24 protein-coding genes and 1 tRNA gene are annotated in these 25,710 nt (G+C 53.0%); 10 read left to right on the forward strand and 15 right to left on the reverse strand.

Features of this window, described 5'->3' with window-relative positions; all coding sequences use genetic code 11:
* Positions 1–59: 59 nt before the first annotated feature.
* Positions 60–1,130, reverse strand: coding sequence for a type II CAAX endopeptidase family protein (locus PT275_RS03195; protein ID WP_277152261.1), 1,071 nt, complete (start codon positions 1,128–1,130; stop codon positions 60–62).
* A gap of 153 nt (positions 1,131–1,283) precedes the next feature.
* On the opposite strand from PT275_RS03195, the gene PT275_RS03200 reads away from it, so the two are divergent.
* The gene (locus PT275_RS03200) at positions 1,284–1,901 is read left to right on the forward strand and encodes a DUF2975 domain-containing protein (RefSeq protein WP_277152263.1); all 618 of its coding nucleotides are present in this window, start codon (positions 1,284–1,286) and stop codon (positions 1,899–1,901) included.
* A 290-nt stretch (positions 1,902–2,191) separates the two neighbouring features.
* Entirely contained in the window at positions 2,192–2,377 is a 186-nt protein-coding gene (locus tag PT275_RS03205) for a helix-turn-helix transcriptional regulator (protein WP_277153642.1), read from the forward strand.
* Between the two features lie 250 nt (positions 2,378–2,627).
* Here the strand turns inward: PT275_RS03205 and PT275_RS03210 are convergent, their stop codons facing one another.
* The 5 genes from PT275_RS03210 to PT275_RS03230 form a co-directional block, all read right to left on the reverse strand.
* Positions 2,628–3,536, reverse strand: a complete 909-nt coding sequence (locus tag PT275_RS03210; RefSeq protein WP_277152264.1) for an ABC transporter ATP-binding protein — start codon at positions 3,534–3,536, stop codon at positions 2,628–2,630.
* Entirely contained in the window at positions 3,487–4,536 is a 1,050-nt protein-coding gene (locus tag PT275_RS03215) for a hypothetical protein (RefSeq protein ID WP_277152265.1), read from the reverse strand. Before PT275_RS03215 ends, PT275_RS03210 begins: the two co-directional genes overlap by 50 nt.
* Positions 4,537–4,924: 388 nt before the next feature.
* Positions 4,925–5,638: a TRIC cation channel family protein gene (locus tag PT275_RS03220; protein ID WP_277152267.1), complete on the reverse strand. Its 714-nt coding sequence runs from the start codon at positions 5,636–5,638 to the stop codon at positions 4,925–4,927.
* Positions 5,639–5,963: 325 nt separating this feature from the next.
* Positions 5,964–7,091, reverse strand: coding sequence for a branched-chain amino acid aminotransferase (locus tag PT275_RS03225; RefSeq protein ID WP_277152269.1), 1,128 nt, complete (start codon positions 7,089–7,091; stop codon positions 5,964–5,966).
* Between the two features lie 277 nt (positions 7,092–7,368).
* The gene (locus PT275_RS03230) at positions 7,369–8,058 is read right to left on the reverse strand and encodes a 50S ribosomal protein L25/general stress protein Ctc (protein WP_277152271.1); all 690 of its coding nucleotides are present in this window, start codon (positions 8,056–8,058) and stop codon (positions 7,369–7,371) included.
* A gap of 268 nt (positions 8,059–8,326) precedes the next feature.
* Here PT275_RS03230 and PT275_RS03235 point away from each other — a divergent pair, with 268 nt between their 5' ends.
* On the forward strand, positions 8,327–9,364 hold the full coding sequence (locus PT275_RS03235) for an alpha/beta hydrolase (protein ID WP_277152273.1): 1,038 nt from the start codon (positions 8,327–8,329) through the stop codon (positions 9,362–9,364).
* 243 nt (positions 9,365–9,607) lie between these two features.
* On the forward strand, positions 9,608–11,650 hold the full coding sequence (locus tag PT275_RS03240) for an AMP-dependent synthetase/ligase (RefSeq protein WP_277152275.1): 2,043 nt from the start codon (positions 9,608–9,610) through the stop codon (positions 11,648–11,650).
* A 91-nt stretch (positions 11,651–11,741) separates the two neighbouring features.
* On the opposite strand, the gene PT275_RS03245 is transcribed toward PT275_RS03240, so the two are convergent.
* Positions 11,742–12,389 (reverse strand): hypothetical protein, encoded by a 648-nt coding sequence (locus tag PT275_RS03245; RefSeq protein WP_277152277.1) that lies wholly within the window; start codon positions 12,387–12,389, stop codon positions 11,742–11,744.
* Between the two features lie 406 nt (positions 12,390–12,795).
* Here PT275_RS03245 and PT275_RS03250 point away from each other — a divergent pair, with 406 nt between their 5' ends.
* From PT275_RS03250 to PT275_RS03260, 3 genes are all read left to right on the forward strand, one after another.
* A complete protein-coding gene (locus PT275_RS03250) occupies positions 12,796–13,002 on the forward strand; it encodes a hypothetical protein (protein ID WP_277152280.1) in 207 nt (68 codons plus the stop codon).
* Positions 12,999–13,604 (forward strand): hypothetical protein, encoded by a 606-nt coding sequence (locus tag PT275_RS03255; RefSeq protein ID WP_277152282.1) that lies wholly within the window; start codon positions 12,999–13,001, stop codon positions 13,602–13,604. The genes PT275_RS03250 and PT275_RS03255 overlap by 4 nt, the downstream gene beginning before the upstream one ends.
* Positions 13,605–13,774: 170 nt before the next feature.
* On the forward strand, positions 13,775–14,380 hold the full coding sequence (locus tag PT275_RS03260; protein WP_277152284.1) for a hypothetical protein: 606 nt from the start codon (positions 13,775–13,777) through the stop codon (positions 14,378–14,380).
* Between the two features lie 150 nt (positions 14,381–14,530).
* Here the strand turns inward: PT275_RS03260 and PT275_RS03265 are convergent, their stop codons facing one another.
* The 8 genes from PT275_RS03265 to PT275_RS03300 all read right to left on the reverse strand — a co-directional run bounded on the left by PT275_RS03265 (position 14,531) and on the right by PT275_RS03300 (position 22,551).
* Complete coding sequence (locus PT275_RS03265) at positions 14,531–15,214, reverse strand: DUF3800 domain-containing protein (protein ID WP_277152286.1); 684 nt, start codon at positions 15,212–15,214, stop codon at positions 14,531–14,533.
* A gap of 111 nt (positions 15,215–15,325) precedes the next feature.
* Positions 15,326–16,390: a GTPase Era gene (gene era, locus PT275_RS03270; protein ID WP_277152288.1), complete on the reverse strand. Its 1,065-nt coding sequence runs from the start codon at positions 16,388–16,390 to the stop codon at positions 15,326–15,328.
* A complete protein-coding gene (locus tag PT275_RS03275) occupies positions 16,383–17,804 on the reverse strand; it encodes a CBS domain-containing protein (protein WP_277152290.1) in 1,422 nt (473 codons plus the stop codon). Before PT275_RS03275 ends, era begins: the two co-directional genes overlap by 8 nt.
* A 190-nt stretch (positions 17,805–17,994) precedes the next feature.
* Positions 17,995–18,540, reverse strand: coding sequence for an rRNA maturation RNase YbeY (ybeY, locus tag PT275_RS03280; RefSeq protein ID WP_277152292.1), 546 nt, complete (start codon positions 18,538–18,540; stop codon positions 17,995–17,997).
* A complete protein-coding gene (locus PT275_RS03285; protein ID WP_277152294.1) occupies positions 18,537–19,682 on the reverse strand; it encodes a PhoH family protein in 1,146 nt (381 codons plus the stop codon). Before PT275_RS03285 ends, ybeY begins: the two co-directional genes overlap by 4 nt.
* Positions 19,683–19,689: 7 nt before the next feature.
* Positions 19,690–20,022 (reverse strand): histidine triad nucleotide-binding protein, encoded by a 333-nt coding sequence (locus PT275_RS03290; RefSeq protein WP_277152296.1) that lies wholly within the window; start codon positions 20,020–20,022, stop codon positions 19,690–19,692.
* A gap of 279 nt (positions 20,023–20,301) precedes the next feature.
* Positions 20,302–21,099, reverse strand: coding sequence for a 16S rRNA (uracil(1498)-N(3))-methyltransferase (locus tag PT275_RS03295; protein WP_277152298.1), 798 nt, complete (start codon positions 21,097–21,099; stop codon positions 20,302–20,304).
* Positions 21,100–21,132: 33 nt separating this feature from the next.
* On the reverse strand, positions 21,133–22,551 hold the full coding sequence (locus PT275_RS03300) for a polysaccharide deacetylase family protein (protein WP_277152300.1): 1,419 nt from the start codon (positions 22,549–22,551) through the stop codon (positions 21,133–21,135).
* A gap of 230 nt (positions 22,552–22,781) precedes the next feature.
* On the opposite strand from PT275_RS03300, the gene PT275_RS03305 reads away from it, so the two are divergent.
* From PT275_RS03305 to glgC, 3 genes are all read left to right on the forward strand, one after another.
* A tRNA-Leu gene (locus tag PT275_RS03305) sits at positions 22,782–22,870 on the forward strand.
* A gap of 152 nt (positions 22,871–23,022) precedes the next feature.
* Positions 23,023–24,120, forward strand: coding sequence for an RNA methyltransferase (locus tag PT275_RS09205; protein WP_348519504.1), 1,098 nt, complete (start codon positions 23,023–23,025; stop codon positions 24,118–24,120).
* 185 nt (positions 24,121–24,305) lie between these two features.
* Positions 24,306–25,547, forward strand: a complete 1,242-nt coding sequence (gene glgC, locus PT275_RS03320) for a glucose-1-phosphate adenylyltransferase (protein WP_277152302.1) — start codon at positions 24,306–24,308, stop codon at positions 25,545–25,547.
* Positions 25,548–25,710: the final 163 nt, after the last annotated feature.

A 25,710-nucleotide genomic window follows, 5' to 3' on the forward strand; every position in this document is an offset into this window, starting at 1 on the left:
ATCGTATTTTTATGATTCACGGGGATTTCATTATCCAAGCCAGGTCAAAGCAAGCCGTGTCAAATCAGGTTGACCACTGCCGGAATCGCGAACAGAACAAGCGTGGCGACGAAAAGCGGCGATTCCCAACCCAAGTATGCATGCGGCGCCGTGCGGTGAGCCTCACGCCATTCAACAATATGCTGACGTTGCGAAATGGCGAGTACGACCAGAACCACCACCGAAAACACCGCCATGATGATATCCAATATATTCTGCTGGCTGCCAGACAACATATCGGTCAGTTTGCCAAGTCCCGTTGAGAAAACGAGATTGTTGACAATATGGAATACCGCCGACCAGACCACTGAATATTCGCTGGCGACATAGCCCAACAAAAGTCCTCCCAGAAATGCCGAAAACCCTTGTGGAATGTCACCGTGGAAGAATCCGAACAACGTCGCCGAAGTGACGATGGCAAACCAACGACCGTAATGCTCGAGGTTATCCATGACGATTCCGCGAAAGAGTATCTCCTCCACAATCGGGCCAGTGACACCGACAAACAACAGTCCGCCCAAAGAACCATTCGTAATGCTGTCGATGGCGGTCAACGTCGTCGAAGGCTGAAGTCCCATAGCTTTGACGCCCGAGAGAATACCGTCGCCTATTACTTCCCCAACCTCGCTTATTGCAAAAAACAGCACAAAACACAGCAGAAAACCGAATATCGTCATCGGCTTTCTGGATCGAAATCTCACGGCACACGAAAGCTTGCGGTGATAGGCGCCCGTGACCATCATGAGCCGTTTCGTCCAGAGCATAACCACGATGACTGCCAATATCTCGCTGAAGAGCATGACCCATCCTGATTTTCCAAGTTTGTCCAGCGTGCTCAAGGAAAACCCAAAGAAACACAGTCCAATAACCAATTGAAAGAGACTGGTAAATACTTCAAAGAACCAAAGGATGCCGGCCTGATGGCCAACATCCTGCCTCATTTTCTGGGCCACGCTCAACGTTTCTTCGGGTTGCTGGGCTTCCGGGGAGATACTTTCGGGGTGAGCATCGACTTCTTGCTTGGTTACAGCAGAGTCAGGCTCCTTCATCGCAGTATCGGCCTCAGCCGGTGTCGTGTCTTGGTCTTCCATGTCTATCCCTCCTTGGATTCGTAAATGATGGAAAGCATCATAACACCAATTTAATGAAATTCATAATTATTTTAATGATTATCGTTAATTACTTGTTGATTAGTGATATGCTTTTGCTATTAAGAAGTTTGCAATTAACAAAGGAGCAGCGCCATGTACAAAACCACCAAGGTCGACGCCTTCATCATGTGGGCCGCGAAAATACTCGAATGGTTCAACATTGCGGCATCGGTGGTTCTGCTGGCCGGTGCGATTTATCTGGGGGTCGGGCAACCCTATCCAGATGCCATCAAAGACAAGAAACTGCCAAACATCTACGGTTTTTCTATCGATACGACCTTCCAAAAGGCGTCAGAACATGAGGGAGTGATCGTATGGTATGCCATCGAGGGAATTGCTATTCTGCTCATCATCGCCTTTGCGGCCAAAAACCTCAGTGCGGCGTTCAAAACCATCCACCAGCCTGAAATTGGGGAAGAACCTTCCCCCTTCCGGGATTCCATCATCAAAAATGTGCATACCATCGGTTGGTGCTTCATTGCAGCGCCTTTGGTCGCAGGAATCATGCCATTCTGCTTGGGCTTCATGAGCGGTTTTACGCAAGCTATGGCTGAAGAGGAAGGAATAGCGACACCGACTTCATTTTACGATACCCTCGATGGCTCCAGTATCGGTTTGTCGTGGCTTATCATCGGGATTTTCATGCTGTGCATTACACGAATCCTCAGATACGGCGAGCAATTGCAACGCGAACATGACGAGCTGATTTAGGAAGACAAATCATGATTTTCAAACAACACTCTGACCGTTCGACGCCTCAGGATGCCACGTCATCTACGAACAACGAAGACCATTCCACGAATACCACAAAAGAAACGACACGAAATGATAGCCCCGCTCCCTCATTAGAAAACCGGAGCTCTTCATCGCTGACGTATGAAGAAAGGGTACAGCTCGCCCAGCAACAGCACACCACAACTGATGCAGTCACTCCACCCGTTCCGACGGCCGACGAACCCCACCAGCCCAAAGGCACCATCGTGCTGGAACTCGACAAGGTAATGGTCGACCGGCACATGTCGCTCAAAGAGCTGGCGGACGAGGTGGGCATCTCCAACGTCAACCTCTCGAAAATCAAGAACAACCGCGTGGCAGCCATCCGTTTTACGACACTGGCCGGCATCTGCGAGGCGCTGGAATGCCAGCCCGGCGACATCCTCAAGTACGAATCAAAACAGCCGGCATGATAAACGCTCGTCCACACGACGAAAAGCACGTTTTCGGGCCGTTTTTCGTGACTTTCGTCGTATGACAGGAATTCGAATACCTAGAATTCCAGCGATATGCGATGACAGAATCTGCAGGCAATCAATGGTTACAACGAGAAGTCATGCACTGGCGAATCTTATTCTCCTTGTTGCAAGCAATTCCATATGGAAAGTACTCGTCATGCTCACAACCACGAAATAAACACAGATAGATGAAGCATACCTTAAGTCACGAAATATTTTCAGACCCCATACGTACGCCTATTCCTTCGATATTCTCCGGACGCAGCATCGATGCGGGATCCTCGTGCCGCTGACTGACCACTTGGGCCTCGTATAAACCGCGGTAATACGGGCAATCGGACAATAATGTCTCGTGATCGCCCTCTCCGACTATATCGCCATCACGCAGAACGACTATATGACTGGCGTGGGTGATGGTGGTGAAACGATGAGCAATGAGGATGGTGGTGCGCCGCGACCCTTCCTCCGTACTATCCGCCCGATCCAGTGAGTCGAAGAAGTTCTTCTCGGAAAGAGCGTCCACGGATGCGGTCGGCTCATCCATAATAAGCAATGACGGCCGCCTGAACAAAGCTCGGGCCAGGGCGACGCGCTGCCATTGCCCGATGGAAAGTTGGTAACCGCCCTCGAAGTGTCTTCCCAATACAGTACCGAGACCCTCTGGCAGTGACTGCTCCAGACCCTTCATCCCTACCAGATCAAGCGCATGTTTAATGGCATCATCATCGTTGATTCCATCCAAATCGCCAAATCCCACATTCTCACGTAAGGGCCGCTCATATCGTATATAATCCTGGAAAATCGCAGAACACCTCTCGTACAATGACGCACGGGAATACTCACTGATATCCCTACCGTTAATGAGAATCGACCCGGAAGTGGGCTCATAGACACGTAAAATAAGTTTTGCGATAGTTGATTTACCTGCACCATTGAGTCCGACAAGAGCCGAACATTGACCGGCCGGAAGATCAAAAGAGACACCATGGAGAATTTCTTTGCCATCGATGGAACCAGGATAGGCAAATCTTACGTTTCGGAAAGAAACGGTCACGGGCGTTCCGTCATCGAGTTTCTCGCCGCCGGAGCGGATCACAGCCGGCTGCGTGTCCATAAGATGAACCCAATTGCCGGCGTAAAGCAGACTCTGATAAATGGTGGAGACCGAAACCAAAATGAGTAATACCGATTGCCCGAATGACCCTGTCGCACTGATATAACCGGCCAGCTGCCCGACATTGCCTGTATGCATAGCCTGAATCGCACCCACGGCGACCGCCCCGATATTGGCCAGAGTCGTACCCCAAGCCAAGCGCAATCCACAGATAGGTACGTGACATAGCGAGATCCTGTTTGAGAAAACCACCGATAAGCGTCTTATAACGCCCTGACAACAAACCACCCAGACCAAACAGATGGACTTCCTTGGCTGCATTATCCGATGTCAGAATCGAACGATAATAGTCCGACAAGCGTTGTTCCCCTGCCCGCTGGTAATCGATATTGTACTGTTTGGAACTGGCCATCAATGTGCCGATGGTACCTGGAATAGGCGCCAGCAGAAGGAAAAGGGCCACCCATTTGTTCCATGAAACCAGTAAAGAGAATACGGATACAATAGTGAGGAACGACTGTAGAAAATCACGTGCACTATCAAATATATTGAAAATATGTCCGCCGGTATCTCCTCCGGCCCGCTGTATACGATCGAAGGTCTCCGCATCCTCGAACTGCTGCGTTTCGAGCGTAGTGAGCTTATCGACGATACTGCAATTAGCGCAGTATGATAGTTTTTCTCGAATTGAGTCGGATAGATATTTAATGATGTTCTCGGCAACAAACATTCCCAGTAGGACCACAGCGAAAAGTACCGTCGAATCGACAACCTTCGGCATCAAACCTGTACCCACGGAATTCACGATCTGTGTTGTGGCCAAAATCTGTAGGGGCGACAGCAGGGCCCGCACCACAGTAAGAATGAGAAGGACAATGACGGATATCGGTGCCACTGCCACGAGTAGCCGTAATGACTTTCGCAATGTCGTCAGAGACGAGATGCGAGAACGCCCCTTTGCCGAAGGCTTATCATCCCTCGTACTATCATCAATCGACATGCTGCTCCCCTTCGAGTCAGTTCCCAGCTTTTCGCCCGCTTCCGTATAGCAATCCACAAACTCTTGTCTAAAAGCCCTTAGACAGTCACGTGCTTGAGCTGAAGGTTTGGTGTCAGTTACACTGATTTTCCCAACCTGCTCGGACAACAAATGCTTGTAATAAGCTATGCATGATTTACCCGTTGCAAATAGCGATCATTACTCTGATCATTCTTGATACCGGTACTCAATAATAATAATATATGCGGAAGGCTATTCACGATTCATCCGCTCAAGTATGGAGTCGAAGGAGAACAGCAATAAATAATTAATCAGCTGAATGGCTAATGGAAACATAAAAGCAAAAACAATCAACCGATTAATCAGTCAACAATGACCAAAACGAATCTCACTTGCTGCTATCGGTCTTCTCTTCATCCTCTTTTACCGGCAATGGCAAGTAGGCATGATGACGCTTGATCGCACCCGGCACCTTCCAATCGAAGCGTACGGAGAGCACACGCAGAATGACGACAAAGGCGACGATGGCGATATCGAAGGTCACTTCGAGACTGAACGGAATATGCCCGCCTTGGTAGGCGCGAGTGACGAACACCGTGAGCACGCTGCCGATCAGCGCCGGTACGGCATACCAATGGCTATCGCGGATAACCGACGGCACATCGTTAATCAGGATATCCCGAATGATGCCTCCTCCGATAGCGGTAATCAATCCCATAAACACGGCGGTCATGCCAGAGGTGTGATACATCAGGGCCTTTTGCGTGCCGTTGACCGTATAGAGACCAAGCGCAAGAGCGTCAAGGGCAACCATAATCCACTTGAGTCTGTCGACTTCCGGGTAGATGACAGCAACCGTAAGGCTGGCGAACAGCGTGGTGATGACAAGCCCTTTGTCGGAAACGCCGACGGGAGGAAAAATGCCAAGTAGCACGTCACGGATGATACCGCCTCCGAGGCCGGTCAGCCAGACGGTCATCAGGATGGCGATGAAATCGTACTTTTTCTTTACGGCGCAAAGCCCGCCCAACAGGCCGCAACAGAAGGTCGCGATGTATTCGATGGCCCAGAAAAAGACGTTACTTTCCAGCGCCAATTGCATATCGCACATCCTTCATGAATTCGTATGGATAATTGAAGACTATACCAAGTAAGCGCCAAAACATTGCCAGAGAATATTCCGCTTTTTGCAATACACCAAATTCGTGCGGCACAGAGAGTGATACATCGCCGATTACGCCAACAATTACGGATTACACACAACCCATGAAACGACGTAGAGTCAATCCCTTCCGGCAATCCCCGATAGGGACTCAAAGCGATTCAAATAAAAACATAAAAACGACCTGCAACATCTCCCAGGCATAAGGAAACGCGGCAGGTCGTTTTATCAAGAAAACCGAAAAGATTGGCCGGCGTTAAAACGCTCAGCAGACCTTCCACATCCAGTCGTGCGGGTCTTCGATCTCGCCCATCTGGATGCCGAGCAGCTCGTCGCGCAGCTTCAGCGTGAGGCCTCCGGACTTGCCGCCGTTGACCTGAACATCGAACTTCTCGGACTTGAAACGGCCGATGGGCGTGATGATCGCCGCGGTGCCGCAAGCAAAGACCTCGGTGACCTCGCCAGACTTGATGTCTTCGAGCAGATCGTCGAGCTTGATCATGGTCTCAACGACGTCGTGGCCGTGGTCCTGCGCGAGCTGAATCAGCGAACGGCGGGTGACGCCGGGCAGAATGTTGCCGGTAAGCGACGGGGTCTCCAAGTGGCCGTCCTTGTGAACGGTGAACATGTTCATGCCGCCGAGTTCCTCAAGGTAGGTCTTGGTGGCCGCGTCAACGAAGCAGACCTGCTCGCAGCCGTGATCGGCACCGCGGTATTCGCCCAGAAGCGAAGCCGCATAGTTGCCGCCGCACTTGGCGAAGCCGGTGCCGCCGGGGCCGGTGCGGAACCACTTGTCTTCCACCCAGATGCTCACCGGCTTGACACCGCCCGGGAAGTACGGGCCGGAAGGCGAAGCGATGACGCAGTAGTCGACAGTCTGCGGTGCGCGCACGCCGAGGAACGCCTCGGAGGCGAACATGAAGGGACGCATGTACAGCGTGTATTCGCGGCGTGTCGGCACCCAATTGACATCACGCTTGACCAGCGCGGCGACGGAGCCGAGGAAGTCGTCCTTGGAAAGTTCAGGCAGGTAAAGGCGCTTGGCGGAATTGGCGAAACGCTCGGCGTTCGCGTCCGGGCGGAACAGCCAGGTGCTGCCGTCGGCGTGGCGATAGGCCTTGAGACCTTCGAAGCATTCCTGTGCATAATGCAGGACTGAGGCACCAGGGCTCATGGCAAGCGGCCCGAAAGGCTCGACTTGACGATCGCCCCAGCCGCTGCTTTTGTGCCAGACCATGTGGGTCATGTTGTCGCTGAAGAGCTGGCCGAACGCCGGCTTGTCGATGAGCTTCGCGCGCTCAGCGTCAGAGGCGGGATTAGGGTTGTCGAGAACCGTGAACGGCTCGGCCAATTTCGACAACGCTGCTGGATCATGATGGGATTGTTCAGTCATTTGCACTTCTTCTTTACTTCAGCCGCTCTGGCGGCCGGAATTGTGGTTTACCATACGCTTGTGGCGCTGGGTTATGCTGCTACTTTCGCACATAACCGCACAGGCATGGTGGAATCGTTCACAATATGAAAAGACAACGAACCCAAGCAGACGCTTACGCAGAAACCAAACACAAAGAAAATGCCCCGCACCTCCATTCATATTTTATCTGGAGGGTACGGGGCAACATCAGAACTACCATGTCAACGGCAATGTCTGCGATGTCTCAGAGACGACATCACTTCTTGCTGTCGGCATCTGCGTCAGCGTCATCGGCAGCAGGAGCAGCGGCATCGCCTTCGGCAGCAGGAGCACCTTCCTCGCCCTCGGCACCGGCTGCGGCAGCGGCGGCATCTTCGGCGGAGACGGCGGTGGTGGCCGTGGCATCCTCAGGAATCTCGACGGTGACGACGGACTCATCAGGATCGGTGTTGACGAACTCGACGCCCTTGGGCAGGTCGAGATCCTTGGCGAAGACCTTCTCACCGTCCTGCAGGCCATCGACGTTGACATCGATACGCTCGGGCAGTGCGTCGACGCTGGCACGTACACGCAGCTGCTGGATGTCGACGAACGCGACAGCCGCGCCCTTCGGGGTGCCCACAGCGAAGACCGGGACGTCGACCTCGATCTTCTCGCCGGCCTTGACCTCGTAAAAGTCGATGTGCTCGACAATGCGCTTGACAGGGTTGCGCTGAACGTCCTTGACGACGGCCATCTTGGAATCCTTGCCATACTTGATGGTGAACAGTGCGTTCGTGCGACGCAGGGCCAGCGTGGTCTCGCGCATCGGAAGCTTGACGAAAACGGGATCGTTGCCGCCGGCGTAAATGGTGGCGGGAATCTCCTGGGCCACACGCATACGGCGGGCTGCGCCCTTGCCGAACTCCTTGCGAACTTCGCCTTCAATGGAAATGGTGTTTGCCATTATAATCTCCTTGAATTTATTTATATTGTGTACTGCATTGTCTCGGTGCACCGACGCGCCGAAATCGCAGCCCCAAAGAGACCTTCAACATTCAGCCCAGTCGATAACGGGAATCTCTTCCCCTCGCCAAAGCGCAGCAGATATAAAATCTGCCGAAACAACATTCTTATTATAGCGGGAAAGCGGACATCTTGCGAACGCGGTGAATTTGTGAGCCTGCCCTTTTATAATTTGACATTATCCGAAATTGCTACGATTGGAGTCCTTGATGGTTCAGCATTCCCAGACAAGAACCTTGGCCGCCGGCTTGCTTTGCAGTGGTTTCGCGATAGCCGGAACGATGTACGCCGCAGCGGACTACCTGTTCCGTTTTGCGCTTGAGCCGGGTTCGAACCATTCCCTGTTCAAAAGCAACCGTCCGGATACCACCCTCGCCGCTCGCCAGCCCCATCACGATGCGAAGGAGGAGACGGAAGCCGCACAATGGTTCGAAAACGCCAAACGTGGAGTGAACATGACCTCCGGCGACGGAACGCGTCTACACGCCTGGATGCTCGACCCGGACTGCGTCAATCCCCCGCAACACTTGTACGCCATCTGCTGCCACGGGTTTTCAGGAGTTCCCAAGGAAATGGCGAAATACGCACATCGCTTTGCAAATCTTGGCTTCACCGTTCTTACCCCGGCCAGCCGCTGCCATGAGTTGAGCGGCGGAAAATACATCGGCATGGGCGCATTGGAACATCTTGATCTGCTCTGCTGGATCAAGAGCATCGTACAAAACGATCCGCAGGCGCAGATCTTGCTGGACGGCAATTCGATGGGAGCAGCGACGGTGATGCTTGCTGCCGGCGACCCACACCTGCCGAAAAACGTGAAGGCCGCCATAGCCGATTGCGGCTACACCGGCCTTAAAGACCAATTCCTTTACAGCGCCCGACATCTTTATCACGCCCCGGCGTTTTTGGCCCGTCCGGTGATCGGCATCATGAGTTCCATCGCCCGCCGACGCGCCGGCTACGATTTCAGCGAGGTCTCATGCGTCGACGCTTTGCACCGCGCGACGATTCCTATGTTGTTCATCCATGGATCCGCCGACGATTTTGTCAATCCCGCCAGCCTCGACCGCAATTTTCAGGCATGTGCAAGCCCCGTAAAAGAGAAACTCATGATTCCGGGGGCGGCGCACGCGATGTCGGCCTCGACCGATCCCAAACGCTACTGGAAAACCGTGACGACGTTCGTCCGTGAAACGTTCCGGCTCTCCAAGCCCAAAGGTGTGTCGGGATATATCGTTTTTAACTGATAGCACAATCGCGGATTGATAAAATATTGAAATTTAAATCGAGCAAAGTTCATCCGGGCGTACTGAGATTCCCACGATGCGGCTGTTTTCGAGTTTCTTTTTTGCAACGCGCCTGAGCCCAGAAATGCTTGGTGACACATAGTCTGCCTTACGCTACCGTAAGGTGACGAAACGTGGCAAATCCTATAGAATTGGCTTCATTGCTTGAAACAACGCCACTATAGAAGGTCGAGGAGTGCATACGTGTCAGTCATCAACTCACTGAAAAAAGAAACACTGAAGCTGAGCCAGAAGGCCTTCCATTTAGGGAACGGTTTCGAACACCCGGTCAATACGGAGGATCCGGAGACTCCGGATTTCAACGACGATCGCCATCTCGCCACCATCAAGCCCGTCGACTTCTCGACGTTGCCACATAGCCACGAATGGGGTCCCGGCTACCCCACCAAGCTTTTTGTCGACGAGAAGACCGGTCTTCTGACCGTCACCACCCCCGGAAATCCTCCTATCGATGACGATATGTCGATTTATGACCTGTATGTCGAACGGGCGGAACGCATGGGCGACGACCCGCTATACACCTTCAAGGTCGATAACAAATGGGTCACCAAAACCGCCAACGAATTCCTTGAGGATGTCCGCAGCGTGGCCAAAGGCCTGATGCATTACGGAATCGACAAAGGCGACGGCGTTTCATTTATGTCCCACACCTCCTACGAATGGGACGTCGTGGACGCGGCCGTGATGGCCGTGGGAGGCGTGCTCGCCACCATCTACGACACCGACTCCGCCGAGCAGATCCGCAACATCGTCAACAATTCCGATTCCCGTCTGCTCATTGTCGAGACCAACGAGATGCGCGAGAAGGCCGACGGATCCGTCGAGGACTGCCCGACACTCGAAAAGATCTACACGCTTGAGGCGGGTGCGCTCGAGGAACTGCGCGACTACGGCAAGTCGGTCAGCGACGAAACGCTGGATGCCCGCATCGATTCGATCAAGAAGACCGACCTGTGCTCGATCGTCTACACTTCCGGTTCCACCGCCGCACCCAAGGGCGTCGAAATGACGCACGAACACTACTGCACGACAGCACTCAACCTGCGCGACTATATGCCGAAACTCTTGAAGCAGAAAGGCAAGTCCGTCCTGCTTTTCCTGCCGCAGGCACATACCTTCGCGCGCGCAGTCAACTATATCGTGGTTGCCAGCGACCTACGCATCTACATTGCCAGCGGCATCAAGACATTGATCAGCGACCTGCAGGTTTCGAAGCCCATTGTTACCATTCTCGTGCCGCGAGTATGGGAGAAAGTCTACAACGCCGCCTCGCAGAAGGCCGGAAACGGCCCCAAGGGCGTGGCATTCGCCGCAGCCGTGGTGGCAGCCCAGGAATACGAAAAAGAAATGAGCGAGAACGGCAAGGCCAGCTTCGCCACCCGCGCACGTCGTGCGGCCTTCGACCCGATCGTCTACAAATCCCTGCGTGAGGTGCTCGGCGGACATGCCGAATGGTTCGTCGCCGGCGGCGCACCGCTCGATCCGGAACTGCTCGCCTTCTTCCGCGGTGCCGACATACCGGCTTACGAAGGCTACGGCCTGACCGAAACCACTGCGCCTTGTGCGTTCAATCCTAAGGGAACGCCGTTCCACGAAGGTTCGGTCGGCGTGCCCTACCCCGGTTTTTCCATTCGTCTTGCCGAAGACGGCGAGATTCAGGTCAAGGGTACCTGCGTCTTCCACCGTTATCACAAGAACGACGAAGCCACCGAACTCGCTTTCACCCCCGATGGCTGGTACGCCACCGGCGATCTCGGCCGCTTGAGTGACGACGGATTCCTGTACATCACTGGCCGCAAGAAAGACCTGATCATCACCGCCGGCGGCAAGAACGTCGCCCCTGGCCCGATCGAAGAGATTATCCAGCGCTGCCCGTTCGTCTCGCAGGCACTGGTGCTCGGCGACAAACGTCCGTTCATCTCAGCGCTTATCACTTTGGACGAGCCTTCGTTGCGCCAGTGGCTCGACGCCGCCGGACTCGACCAGGATATGCCGATGGAGGAAGCCTGCAAGAACGCCGTGGTCCGCGCCGAAGTGCAGAAGTGGGTCGACAAGGCCAATGAAGGCGTATCCCGCGCCGAATCCGTGCGCAAGTTCATCCTCCTGCCTGAAGAGTTCAGCCAAGAGAACGGCATGCTGACCGCGTCGATGAAGGTCAAGCGTCCTGTGGTCATCAAACACTACGCCGAACTGCTCAACACGCAGATGTACACCAAGAAGAAGTAAGGTCCATTGACAGTCTAAGGCCGGATGGGTTGGAATGATTTCCTTCCCACCCGGCCTTTTAAATGCGATTATCTGAATTTGCTATTACTTGCTATATGCGATGCCAATTGATTTTGTTGATGCCGTGTTCATCGTTGTAACGGTCAAGTTTTTCGTGCTGTTTTGTCTTCATACGATCAATATCATCACCGAATGTTTCTTCCGTCATCTTCTTCATTTCAGCGCTTTTATGAAGTTGGCTCTCTTTTTCGGTCATACCGGGTTCTGGCTTTACCATATTCGACCGTACACCCATGAAAGCGTCAAAAAGCGTTGCAACGATGACGATGACATACCAATAGCCTTGGTGATTGACCAGATAGGCGGTAACCAGCAGAACAACGCAATATATCAGGGTTCTGGCTATCACCATACCCCAATTATGAGAAGCCCAGGTACGTTCACGTTTCGACACCGCTGTCTGCAAAGCAGCTTCGGGAATGCAAGCAATAAGACCACCTACGATGGTGACTTCCAGCATGTCAGAAACAGGCATATCAAGATGCAGCAACAAGCTTAACAACCAAGTCAAAACAGTGGCTACCACGACTTCGATCATATTGATGGTAGCCACACCCGTCAGCTGATATTTAAACGGAATATAGTCCCAAGTACTTCGGTCATTGGGATCGTAAGCAGGTTCGTTTTCAGTCGCTTCGCCATCCCCTGCGGGATCAACCTTCTCGTTCTTTTGTGTCATGTCGTAAGCCCCTTCGCTAGCAATGACATTTCAACGATTCTATTCTATTGGCAATCGAATAGCTCAAACACTACCATAAAAAAAACTTTGCTCAACAGACATTCCCGCACACTTGTTGAGTTCGATTACCGCGACTGTTCGATTTTGGCACCACCTTTTGCGAGTTATATTGAATGCACACCTTTTTCTCGTTAATGGTCTGGAAGTGAAACCCAGATATCCCTCAAGTTTCATTGGACCGGTCTTTCGCGCTTTTCAACCTACCAGCAAATCTTGGAGAATCATAAAACCTTGAAATCTTGAAAATCTTGATATCAAGGTTTTCGGTTTGACTTGTTATTGATGCTATATTGGGCGTTACAGGTTGAAATACATATTTTGCAAGAGCATGGAAGGAGGCAGTGAGATGAGTTACTTATCCGAGGGAGGACATCTGGTCATTGACGATAGCAACATCGACGCCTTCATCGCCTTGGACCAGTCCGACGAGAAATTCCCCATCGGTAAGGACTTCCATTCGCATCTGGTCACCTTTGAAGAATTCCAAAAATGGTTGCATGAAGATCAACCAGATTCCTCGGCCAAGTCTGACAAGGCGGAGGAAAAGCAATGATTAGCTACCAGCTCATGCCTTATCAAGAACTTCTCAGAGTTTGTAAAGAGTCTCCCGATAACAAGGATGCGCTTGAAACGCTCAATGCTTTGATGCGGTTTGAGTGCAGCCGGTCTCAATCCGTTCAATCCTTTGTTGCAAACAAAGTGGAAGCCATCGAGGAATCGAACGAAGGTCGCACCTACTTGCTGGTTTGCAAGGAACCTGACGGAAGCGTCGAAGTGGCGGGATTTTTCGAGCTGTGTCTGACCAGCATCGATTTCGGCAAGATGTCAGGCAAGAAACAGAAGCAGTTCAAAGGACCATATACACACCTACGCGACAACCACGCCGGCGGCTACTGCATCGGCGAGCTCGGTAGATCCGACAAATACAGCAAGAGTGAGCTGCCCGGCAAGGTTATTCTCAAAGAAGCACGTTCTCTGATTGGTTGCTCTCAAAACGTGGTCGGCGGACGCTACGCGTTGATTGACGCTAGACGTGAGGTCTTCGAGAATCTCTATCGTTCAGCCGGTTTTAAAGAGGTCGCCACCACCAACGTTCCCACCGAAGGCGACATGGACATTGTCGTTGGCGTCGCCAAAATATCCACATGGGAATAAACTGAAGTTTTATGCTTTTATAAAGCGCTGAATTAATTGATGTTGAATAAATTTACATACAAGTTGCATCCTAATAATTAGGCATTGTATGATATTTGCATTCGCTTGTTATTGATGACAGACAAATTACTGAGAAGAATTATTGCAGTGCAGCAGAAAAGAGAAGACTCATGAGCGCGGATTCTATGGACAGAAACAACCATTCGGACAGCACAGTCAGCGAAAAACCAAGTCGTCTCAAAACAACGCTCATTTCAGTCACCGTCGCCGTATTGACTACCACCACATTACTGAGTGCATGCGGCGGAACGCAAGGCTCCAGCAGTAGTTCCACATCAAGCGGCCAATCATCTTCAGAATCAGCACCCAAAAATGAATCAAATAATAATCAGGACAAAGAAAACAATGGAGAGAAAGGGCTATCGACCAGCCAAGTTGCTAAAGATCTAGGATATAAAACAGTTGGCGAGGCTGGTATTCAAGATCGCAAAGACTTTGATGATTACATAAGTAAACATGTAGTAGACATGGGTTACATAGGTTGCACAGTCGATAGCAACTATGAAGTAAGTCATGATGGAATCATGACTGATTGCAGCTTTAATGGTAAAAAGCATAGTGGAAATGTTTCTATAACCACTAACGCAAAGTCTAATCAATTTAACCTATACTATTATACTTTTGCAAATGACAGCAAAGAATACGAAACAAAATCTAACTATATTCCTACGGCGGACGAAGCAGAAAAAATTATAATAGAAAAAATCCTAAATTAAATAAATTTCCTTTTACCATCCCATTTATATTTTGCAAAAAAGATTATTTAGCAGTACTTAGACCTATTACCAATAGGATAATCTCCAGTAGACAGATTAACTATTCAACGAATATCCAATTTAAAACAATTACCTCATTGATTGTTATACTTATCTGAGCTGTTTTCGGGCGAATGTTTTATAGTAGTTCTTCTTGAATTCACGCCACTTGCCGAACACCAATAACTCAGAATTCGTAGGCGTGTTCGTTTCATAGTGCAACTTGGAAAGCTGCAAACAACATGCCAAATCGGCTACCTGAGCCAAGCGATACTGCTGATAATTCGCTGCTGCAACGTGTCGATGATCAACGTTGGGGATGAGCGAGTCCAGTTGCGAAATAATCTTGGCAAGCTGCTTTTGACCATCATCATAATAAATGACTGTTGAATCAAAACCTCGGAATAATTGCTGATTTTCAACGACAAAATCTGTTATCGCAATAGAAATAGCCTTGGCAAGGCTGTCAGGCGTTCTGCACATCCTGCGTTCAAAAACGAACATTCGATACTTAAGGTTGCAATTTTTCGCAAACAAATATAACCGGGACAACAAAAGTCGACGTTCTTGCACCGAAAGATCAAAGTATTCATCTTCATGTCTTACCAGTGGACGCGTATGAATGGAACCTGTCCGAAGATTGTCATGTTGAAGCTGCTCATCGAGACTGGCAAGATTTGCCTCTATACTGTTGTCCTGATTGTGAAGCACCATCGCAACGATGTAATAAGGCGTACGTGAATCGTAGGCACCGAAATCTCCAGACTCATCAATGAAGATACTCAGCGCTCCCATGCGTTCCCCTTGCGAGAAAAGAAATGGCGGGGATCCCCCCCGCCGATTCGTAGAACCCGAAAGCTCTTTAATTAGAATAACACATACTTTAGAAAAATCAAATAACTAGTTTCAAAAACCTAGACGCTCCAATTGCTTGGGGTCGGACTGCCAGCCTTTGGCGACCTTGACGTGGAGGTCGAGCTTGGACTTTTGGCCTACGATGCGATTGACTGCGGTGCGCAGGCGCTTCTTGACTTGGACCAGGTGCTCGGCGCGGTGACCGATGATAATGGGTTTTTGGGAGTCGCGCTCGACGTAGATGGAGACCATGACGTGTGCCTTGCCGTCTTCGGTCTCGGGATTGTCGGATTCGCCGGGGCGGTCGATGGAGTCCACGACCACAGCCAACGAATGCGGCAGCTCGTCGTCCAGTTCTTCGAGGAACGCGCCGCGCACCAACTCGGCGATGGTGTCCTCCGGCTTTTCCTCGGTGATCTGGTCATCAGGATACATCTGCGGGCCTTCAGGCATGTTCTCGATGAGCACGCGCTTGACCTCGGCCACATTGTCGCGTTCCAAAGCGCTGACCGGCACCACATCGGTGAAGTCGGCGAATTGGCTGATTTCGATGAGCTTGGCCATCAGCTCCTGACGGTTGAGCTCGTCAATTTTGGTGACGATGGCGATCAGCGGCACTTTCCAAACAAACTTGCCGTGCTCATGGTCACTTTCCTGCTTGGTGTTTTGAGAACCGTTGCCGTTTTTGTTGTTATTGTTTTTCTTGCCGTTTTCATCGCCGTCAACCTTGCGTGCAAACTCACTGCGCAGACGGCTCAGGATACGCTTGTCCCCCGGCCCGATCTCCTGATCGGCAGGCAGCAGGAACGCAATCTCGTCCACATCACTCAACGATTCGTCAACTACGTCGTTCAGACGCTGACCGAGCAACGTGCGCGGGCGATGAATACCGGGAGTATCAACCAGCACGAGCTGGGCGTTATCAGTGGTCAAGATGCCACGAATAGCCTTACGTGTGGTTTCCGGACGAGAAGAGGCGATGGCAACCTGCGTGCCAATCAGCGAATTGATCAGCGTGGACTTGCCGACGTTTGGACGCCCGACAACCGCCACGAAGCCGGAACGATAAGGTTCTTTGCTTCCGCTCTGTTGTTCGTTGTTGTTGCTATCAGTCATGCTTTTCGTTTTCCTTTACGTCCTGGTTCATATCTCGATTAATTTCTTTGTCATCGTCTTCATCCTGCTTTTCATCCATATCAAGCGTTGCAGGCTCGACCTCGATGGTGGAGACCTTCTTGCGACGGCCGGCAGAATCGACAGCGGTGAGGCGCAAGCCTCGTGTCACCGCGCTCATGCCGACAATCGGCACACGACCGAGCAGCTTGGTCAAGAGACCGTAGACAGTGTCCACGTCGTCCTCGTCAATATCGACTTCGAACAGTTCCTCAAGGTCTGCAATGGGCGTGCGGGCGGGCATCTGCCACTTGTGGTCGCCGATTTTCTTGGGTTCGGTGTGCTGGATGCGGTCGTGCTCGTCCTCCAATTCGCCGACAATCTGCTCGATCGCGTCTTCAATGGTCACCAGTCCGGCGATGCCGCCATATTCGTCAACGACAACGGCCACATGCTGGCGCGTGCGCTGCATTTCATGGAAGAGATCATCGACCGGCTTGGATTCCGGGACCAACATCGGCTGGCGGCAGATGGACTTGACCTCACGGTTGCGAGCCTCAGGATTGAAGGCCGTGGCACGCACGGCGTCCTTCAAGTAGGCCATGCCGACCAAATCATCGACATCCTCACCGATAATCGGGATACGTGAGAAACCGGATCGTGAACAAAGCTGCAAGAAGCGCTCAAGCGTCGAATCCGATTCGACGCAGATCATATCGGTGCGAGGCACCATGATCTCACGGGTCAACGTGTCGGAAAGCATCAGCACATTGCGCAGCATTTCCGCCACTTCGGGGTCGAAATCATCGGTTTCGACCAACCGGTCGATGGTCGCACGTCCCTGCTCACGCTGGATCTTCTCCAGTTCCTCATCGTCGGAAAGCTCGTCTTCCTTGTCGCGACGACGCTGCTCCTTGCCTTCCCCGGCCTTTGCGAATGGTGTCAGGACAACCGCCAGCGAAATAACGCCAGAGAACCGCATCATCACGTCAAGAGGTTTGGAGGCACCGGCGGAACGCGGACGAAGCAGAACGGATACCACCGCGACAATCAGTGCGAAAATCACGCCCGTGACCAAGGCGACCCAGACTGGTTCGGAAAGCAACATAACAATAATCGCGACCAGAACCCCGTCAAACACATTGCAGAAGATGCGGAAGAACGCACAGGAACCGGCCGTGGCGTAGCGGTCGACGATAAGCCGCTGGACCTTGTGGACCTTACGAATCTGCTTGGCCTGTACGAATTTGCCGAGATCCTCGTCATCCGTTTGGATTTCGATGATGCGGTTGTTGAGGCTGGCCTTGGTGACGCGCGAGACCGCGGATTCGCTCGATGCCATCATCATCGAAAGCCACACCAAAAGCGCCGCGACGATGACGAGCACAACCACGGTAGCAATGGTCAGGGTATCCATATTCTGCGTGCTTTCCTATTCCTCAATGCGATTTGCCGGTTCGTTGTGACAGTTGTTGTATTCAGGTTTATCAAATCGTCGGTATTTCCGAGTTTATTCGCAAGGCAAGATAGCCGGTACATATTATCGATAGATTTCATCAAGATATAAAGCCCATTGACAAGGCCAACAAGAACAAACCAGAAACCCATCACGATTCTTTGTTATCGCCAGAGGAATGATTCGCATCCCATTGAGCCAGCAAATCCGTAGATCCAGCCGGCAACACAGCTTGAGGCACCGGCTCGTCTCGGATGGCAAAGAACGTCAGCAACAACTGGCGTTGCAGACCGAACATCTGCCGTTCCTGCTCAGGGTCAACGTGATCGTAGCCCAACAAGTGCAGAATACCGTGGATGGCCAGAAGCATCATCTCGTCCATTGTGGAATGGCCGGCGGCCGCGGCCTGCTGCTGGGCGACCCATGGGCAGATGACGATGTCACCCAAGACACCCTCCATGATCTGGCCGTCCTGACCAGGACGAAGCTCATCCATAGGGAAACTCATCACGTCGGTCGGTCCCTCGAGCTGCATCCAGCGCATGTGCAGCTGGGCGATCGGATCGGGGTCGACGAACAGGATGGTCAGGTCGGACTGCGTGCTTACCTGCATGCGTTCCATCACCCACAAACCCAAGTCGGAGAAGAGTTTCGGGTCGATCTGCCAGACCGTCTCATTGGTGACTTCGACGCTCAATGACGTTCCTTTCCGTTTGGCTTCCGTCCGGCTTCTTCGGCAGAATGCGCATCGTAAGCCTGTACGATCTTACCGACCAGCTCGTGACGCACCACATCCTTTGCGCCGAGGTGGGCGAAGCTGATACCGTCGATATCGCCGAGAATCGATTCTATCGACTTAAGCCCGGAATGCAGCACAGCCAGATCAATCTGCGTGACGTCGCCGGTGATGACCATCTTGGTATTGAAACCGAGCCGCGTCAAAAACATCTTCATCTGCTGCTCGGTGGTGTTCTGCGCCTCGTCGAGAATGACGAAAGCGTCGTTCAACGTGCGGCCGCGCATGTAGGCGAGCGGTGCGACCTCGATGGTGCCGTCGGTCATGTAGCGGTGCATCTGGCCGGCTCCGAGCATATCGGAAAGCGCGTCGTAGAGCGGGCGCAGATACGGATCGACCTTGTCGTTCAACGTGCCTGGCAGGTAGCCGAGGCTTTCGCCGGCTTCGACGGCCGGACGCGTCAGGATAATACGGCTTACCCTGCCATCTTCGAACGCACGCACCGCTTTGGCGACGGCAAGATAGGTCTTGCCGGTTCCGGCAGGGCCGATGGCGAACGTGATGGTATTGGCATCGATGGCGCGGACGTAGAAGACCTGACCGGCGGTTTTCGCACGGACCGGCTCGCCGTTGGCGAATGCGATGACCCCGGGAACGTGCCGGTTTGCAGCAGAGCGCTTGCTTTCTTCGGAATAATCATCATCGTTCTGGAACGAACGAGATTGTGGCCGCGAACTGGTCCCGGCACCGGCAAATCCACGCGTATACGAATGCTGCGCATAGCCCTGCCCGCGGCCGCCATCACCCATCAGTCCGGCCTTCTTGCCGACCTGCCGCGCCTCGAGCATCCGCCGCACATTCATCGCGTTGGCTGGAGCCTTATATGCCGCGTCGATGATGTTGTTGAGCACGTCGGAAACTTTGTCCGCTTCAACGTCGTCACGCTTGTTATAGGCGGAAATCTCGATGCGATTGCCCCGCACGAACACGTTGACCTCGGGGAAGGCGTGCTGCACCTCGGCTAGCACCTTGTCACCCGAGCCCAGTACTGCCACCGGGTCGAGTTCGGTGGGGATGGTGATGACTCGTTTTGCGCTGGCCACCGCTCTCCTACTCTTCCATCGTCTCGCCGGTGAGCACATGCGCATGCACATGGAAGACCGACTGGCCGGCATCCTTGCCGGTGTTGAAGATGAGACGATAGGCGCCGTGGAATTCCTTTTCCGCAATGGACTGGGCGATCTCGACGATGTGGGCGAGCTCGGCAGGATCGGACTTGGCCAGTTCGGCCACGTTGGCGCAGTGCTTCTTCGGCACGATCAGCACGTGCACCTTCGCCTTGGGGTTGATGTCCTTGAATGCATAGGTGGTGTCGTCTTCGTACACCTTGGTGCTCGGGATCTCGCCCGCAATGATCTTGCAGAACAGGCAATCGTCGGCCATATATGCTCCTTACCAAAAGCTCTCGGGGCGCGGTTGCGCCCTACTCCCCCATGCTATTAGCCCGCACGGATAATTATGCTGGCCGGTATAGCAGAAAGGGTTAGGGAAAGAAAAAGACAAATTCCTTGCCCCTAACCCTATGAGAAAGCCGGCTAAAGCTGCAAAAGAGGCAGTATTGGAGATTCCTGTTCCTACCACAAGACGAAGATGGGGTTAGAGACAGAAAGACCATCACAAACGTATACGACACGGAGATTCCGATACTCGCACCGCCGAAAACTAAGCGAACCTTCCCAGTGCACGCGCCAATAGAGTCAACGCCACCGGACCTGCACTCGAAGCCCGCATGATGTTCTTGCCGAGTACACAGACCTCGGCACCCGCATCGGTGAATTGCTCCACCTCTTCGTCGCTGATGCCGCCTTCCGGGCCGACCACAACATAAACCCTGCGGGGTTTGCCGTCGTCTAGGCAGCGTTGCTCAAGTGCGGCGACCTTCTGCTCGATGCCGTCCCATGTCGAGGTCGCGTCCTGGTGCAGCACAATTACCAGCCCATGATGAACACACGCCCGACGGCATATCGCCACGACCTGCTTGCTGGAAACGCAATCATCCAAAGCCGGTTTCCATGCCCGACGCGATTGTTCGGTGGCCGCGATCAACGTCTGATCCCATTTGCGGTCGGTACGTCCGGCCTTCCACTTGGAAATCGAACGGTTGGCCTGCCATGGCACCACCTCATCCACACCGATCTGCGTGGCCATGTCGATGGCCTCAACGTCGTGCCCGGTTTTCGCGAGCGCCTGCACCAGCGCAAGCCGAGTGACCGGCTGCTCTTCCGTGGTGAATTCCGAGACCTTGACCAACCCGTTCTGTGTATCGACCACTTCGGCGTCGATACGTAACCCGCGCCCGTCGGAAAGCTGGAGTTTGTCGCCGTTTTGCAAACGCATGGCACCCAACGCGTGCCGTTTGATGGCGGGTGGCAAGGTTATCGTCCAGCCGGCACGCAGCTCGTCACGATTGACCGGTACGTCGTCATGTTCGGCGTCAAATACAAAAAGTGGACTTGTCATAATTCAAGGCTACTGGAGCCACGGACGAACCGCCTACATACGCAGAATGTCGTCACGGGAATAGTAGACGGCACCGGCTCGTGGGTATTCGCCGGTCAGTTCCGGAATAGTGACGAAACGATAGCCCTTCTTGCCGAGCTTGGAAATGACGCCAGGAACGGCAGCGACGGTATGAGGGTGGATATCGTGCATGAGAACGATTGCGCCAGGCTCGATTTGTGACATGATCTTGCGGGTCAGAGATGACGAGGTAGCGCCATTCGACCAATCGTAGGAATCCACCCCATACATGGCAATCGCGGCACCGGTCTGCTCGCCGATATACGTGCGGCTTGCCTCGTCCGCGGCACCATGCGGGGGACGCACGAAGTTAACGGGGGATCCCGTAGCCGAACCGATGATGTTACCGGTATCGTTGATCTGCTGCTGTTCATGATGGTTCTGCATGATGGCCGGCAGATCCTCATGGCTCCACGTGTGGCTTTCCACAGGGAAACCGGCCTGCGTGACCTGACGCGCTAACGCACCGCCGTCGGCCTGCACTTTCTGACCCATCTCGAAAAACGTCGCTGTGGCATTCGCTGATTTGAGATCAATGACCAGTTTCGGCGTCAATGTCGGGTCAGGCCCGTCGTCAAAGGTCAGTGCCACACAACGTTGCGTGCCGCAATTGATACCTTTGGCCTTGTTATGCGCCGCGACAGCCTTATCGGCGGTTGCGTAGAGTTCGTCTTCGTCACGTTTGCAGACCGAATAAGAAGCCGCCTTGGCAACATCGTCATTGGCCTGATCGATGGCTTTGTTGAGTTGTGCCAGCGTCGCGCTATCGATAGTGACTTTCTGCGACTTGGCGAATCCCGCCACCCCGGCAGTCACTGACTTCAGTTCGCTTTGAGCGGTTCTGGAAGCCGCAGGGTCTGCATCTTTCAAAACAAGCGCCGGTGCGAATGCCTTGTTCAATTCCGAAATCTGCCGTTGCAGCGTATTTACCCATTCGTGTTCCCGTTTGGTCTCGGCGTTGAGTTTCGGCGTCAATTGCCTGGTGGTACAGTTCATAACAGGATTGGTGGATTCCTGGGTTCTGACTTTGTCACGCTGATTCTGCGCGGTTGCCAACACGTGCCTTGCCTGTTCAAAAGTGCTGTCGGAAATGGTCGATTGTCGCGATTTGTTGCTCATCTCGCCCTGCTTGACCAAAGCGGTGTCTTCCGATATCAGGGTGTCCAAATGCGCGGCGGCAAGCTTATACGAATTTGACCATTGCACGCATTGTCCCATACCCTTGCGGTAATAGGAATAGGCAGGATTGAAAAGAGCCACACCCAAGACCACGACCAACGCCACCACCAGCGCTATCACCAGGACAATGCGCGTACCACGCTTTTTTCCGCTTTTCCGTGACTGCTGCGCTTCCGCCATATCGTCCCCAATTTCCGGTGTATCAAAGAACAAAGTCTTATTCTACCCTGATTCTTTTACTAACACCGGTCTGCAGACAAGGGAATCATCTATGCAGACAGACCTTTTCCCAACCCGTCTTTGTAATGTTCCTTCCACTAGATATGTATTTATGTGTCCGGAAAAACCTTCGCTCCAACCGATGACCCAAAGTTTCCGACACACCGACCCGCCAAACGACTGAGGAATGGTGTATAGTTCTATCTGTTGCTTGAACGACACCTGCCCAGGTGGCGGAATGGTAGACGCGCTAGCTTGAGGTGCTAGTTCCTATAATTTTACAGGAGTACGGGTTCAACTCCCGTCCTGGGCACGAAAACTGAAAACTTGAGACCCCTTGAAAATCAAGGGGTCTTAGTATATCCGGCCACTTTTCAACGCAGAGTTTGAGCCCAGTTTGCACACTGCTGGCACAAAGAGATACAAGTTGTTGCAGTAGCTTCTTGAGTAAAAGGACCATAGAACATGCGGATCATCAATATCGAATCAGTCGATGACGAACGGGTGGCCGCATACGTAGGTCTTACCGAAGCTCAGCTGCGCAACCGGCTTGAACCGGAAAAAGGCATCTTCATCGCCGAATCGCCAAAGGTCATCGACCGGGCACTGGCCGCAGGACGCGAACCCGTTTCGCTGCTGGTCGAAGAGCCTTGGCTTGATGGCATGAGTGATATTTTCAAGCGCATCGACAAACGCTGGGGCAAGAATGTTCCGGTATATGTCTCCTCTCCTGAACAACTCAAGAAGCTGACCGGGTATCGGCTGCATCGCGGTGCCCTTGCCGCGATGCGTCGCTGGAAGTTGCCAACTGTAAGGGAACTCTGCAAGAATGCCCGACGGATTGCCGTCATGGAAAACATCGTCGATCACACCAACGTCGGCGCGATCATGCGTTCAGCGGCAGCGCTTGACGTGGATGCCGTGCTGGTTACCCCTTCTTGCGGCGACCCGCTCTATCGTCGTGCGGCACGCGTATCGATGGGTACGGTATTTCAGGTACCATGGACTCGTATCGATGCCGAAACATTGGACGTAGAAACCGAAAACAACGATACTTGCGGATCGGAAACATCACAAGATCATGGAATGGTTACCTTGGATAATGCCAAGAACAACGATACCGACGTCATCGATTCTGTCGGCAACAATTCGGACAAATCTTTCGCAGGCATGAACAATCGACGTGATGAGAGAGAAATCCAGCCGAACTTTGATTCTGATTTCCGCAATCGTCACACCAAGGAAGAAGACCGGAAATACTGGCCCATACGCGGGCTCAGAAAACTGAATGACCTTGGTTTCACGACTGTCGCAATGGCACTGACCGACGATTCCATCAGTCTCGACGAACTGACCAGACGACTTGACAACGAAACGAACGAACCCGATCATATCGACAAGCTCGCCCTCATATTCGGCACGGAAGGCGACGGATTGGCGCATCGCACCATCGCCAACACCGACCTGACTGTCAAAATCCCCATGAGCAACGGCGTCGACAGTCTCAACGTGGCCGCTTCAAGCGCCGTCGCCTTCTATGCGACGAGAGTCAAGCAAAACTAGACGTTTCAGTAGTCCTCGGGCGTTTCACGTCGGCTCAATCCGATACAGTGATGGGTAGAAAAGGTCGTGCGCAAAGGTGAACTTCTCGCGGCCGTACAGGTGGCGTGAGAACGGTTCACATTGCATCTGTGCTGGGACCGGAAACCGAACCGGCCGCCCGGACGCGGCACCGGAGGGGGTAGGAAATGGCGAAGAATCCTAAGGTATTGGCAATCGTATTGGCGGGCGGCGAAGGCACGCGTCTGATGCCCCTGACCCGCGACCGCGCCAAGCCTGCGGTGCCGTTCGGCGGCGTCTACCGACTTGTCGATTTTCCCCTGAGCAATCTGGTCAATTCCGGCTATTCGCAGATCGTCGTATTAACGCAATACAAATCACATTCGCTGGATCGGCATATCTCCAAGGTCTGGCGCTTCTCACCCTTGCTCGACGCCTATGTTTCCCCGGTTCCTGCACAGCAACGCCTAGGCAAGCACTGGTATTTGGGTTCGGCGGACGCGGTCTACCAGACCATCAACATCATTGAGGACGAACAACCCGACTACGTGGTCATCGTCGGAGCCGACCACGTCTATCGCATGGACTTCGGCCAGATGCTCAAGCAGCATATCGAATCCGGTGCTGAATTCACTGTCGCCGGCATTCGCCAACCTCTTGCGGCTTCACGTCAGTTCGGCGTCATCGACGTCGACCCGGATCATCCACACATGATTCGCGGTTTCAAGGAAAAGCCCGAGACCACCGAATCAATGCCCAGCCACCCCGACCAGATCCTCGCTTCCATGGGCAATTACATCGCCAACACCGATGCGCTTTTCGCAGCGCTGGCGGAAGATGAAAAGGCCGAAGATACCAAACATGATATGGGCGGCGATATCGCCCCTTACTTCTCCGAACGCCATGAGGCTGGCGTCTACGATTTCAGCGAGAACGAGATTCCCGGAGCCACCAAATACGACCGGGCCTATTGGAGGGACGTGGGCACCATCAGGCAGTTCTATGAGGCCCACATGGATCTGATCGAGTACAATCCGCCGTTTAACCTCTACAACCAGGATTGGCCGATTTATACGCTTTCCGGCAATATGCCGCCGGCTAAATTCGTTCGCTCGGAAACCAATCGCATCGGCAGGGCCACCGAGTCCATCATCTCACCGGGCGTCATCGTTTCGGGCGGCGACGTGCAGCATTCGGTGCTTTCGCCCAACGTCCGCGTCAATTCGTGGTCGCAGGTCGTCGATTCCATCCTTTTCGACGGGGTTATCATCGGCCGCCGCGCCCGCGTCTGCAAGGCCATCCTTGACAAGAACGTCATTTTGGAAGAGAACGCAACCGTGGGCATCGACATGGAGCACGACCTCGCCCGAGGATTCACCGTCAAGGACGGCATCACCATCGTTCCGAAACGCACTGTTATTAAGGACTGAACACAGACAAAAAGGTGTTCTATCATCTCGCCTCAGCGATGCGAATAATTGTTTTTTGACATGAGCTGAAAACTGTGCCGAAAAACAGCCACTCAAATTTCTTTACCGACGGTTTTCGGCACAGTAAGTTTGTTATACCGAAAAACCGTTCATTAATGTCAGC

The sequence above is a fragment of the Bifidobacterium sp. ESL0745 genome, from assembly GCF_029433335.1.
Classification (GTDB): Bacteria; Actinomycetota; Actinomycetes; order Actinomycetales; family Bifidobacteriaceae; genus Bifidobacterium.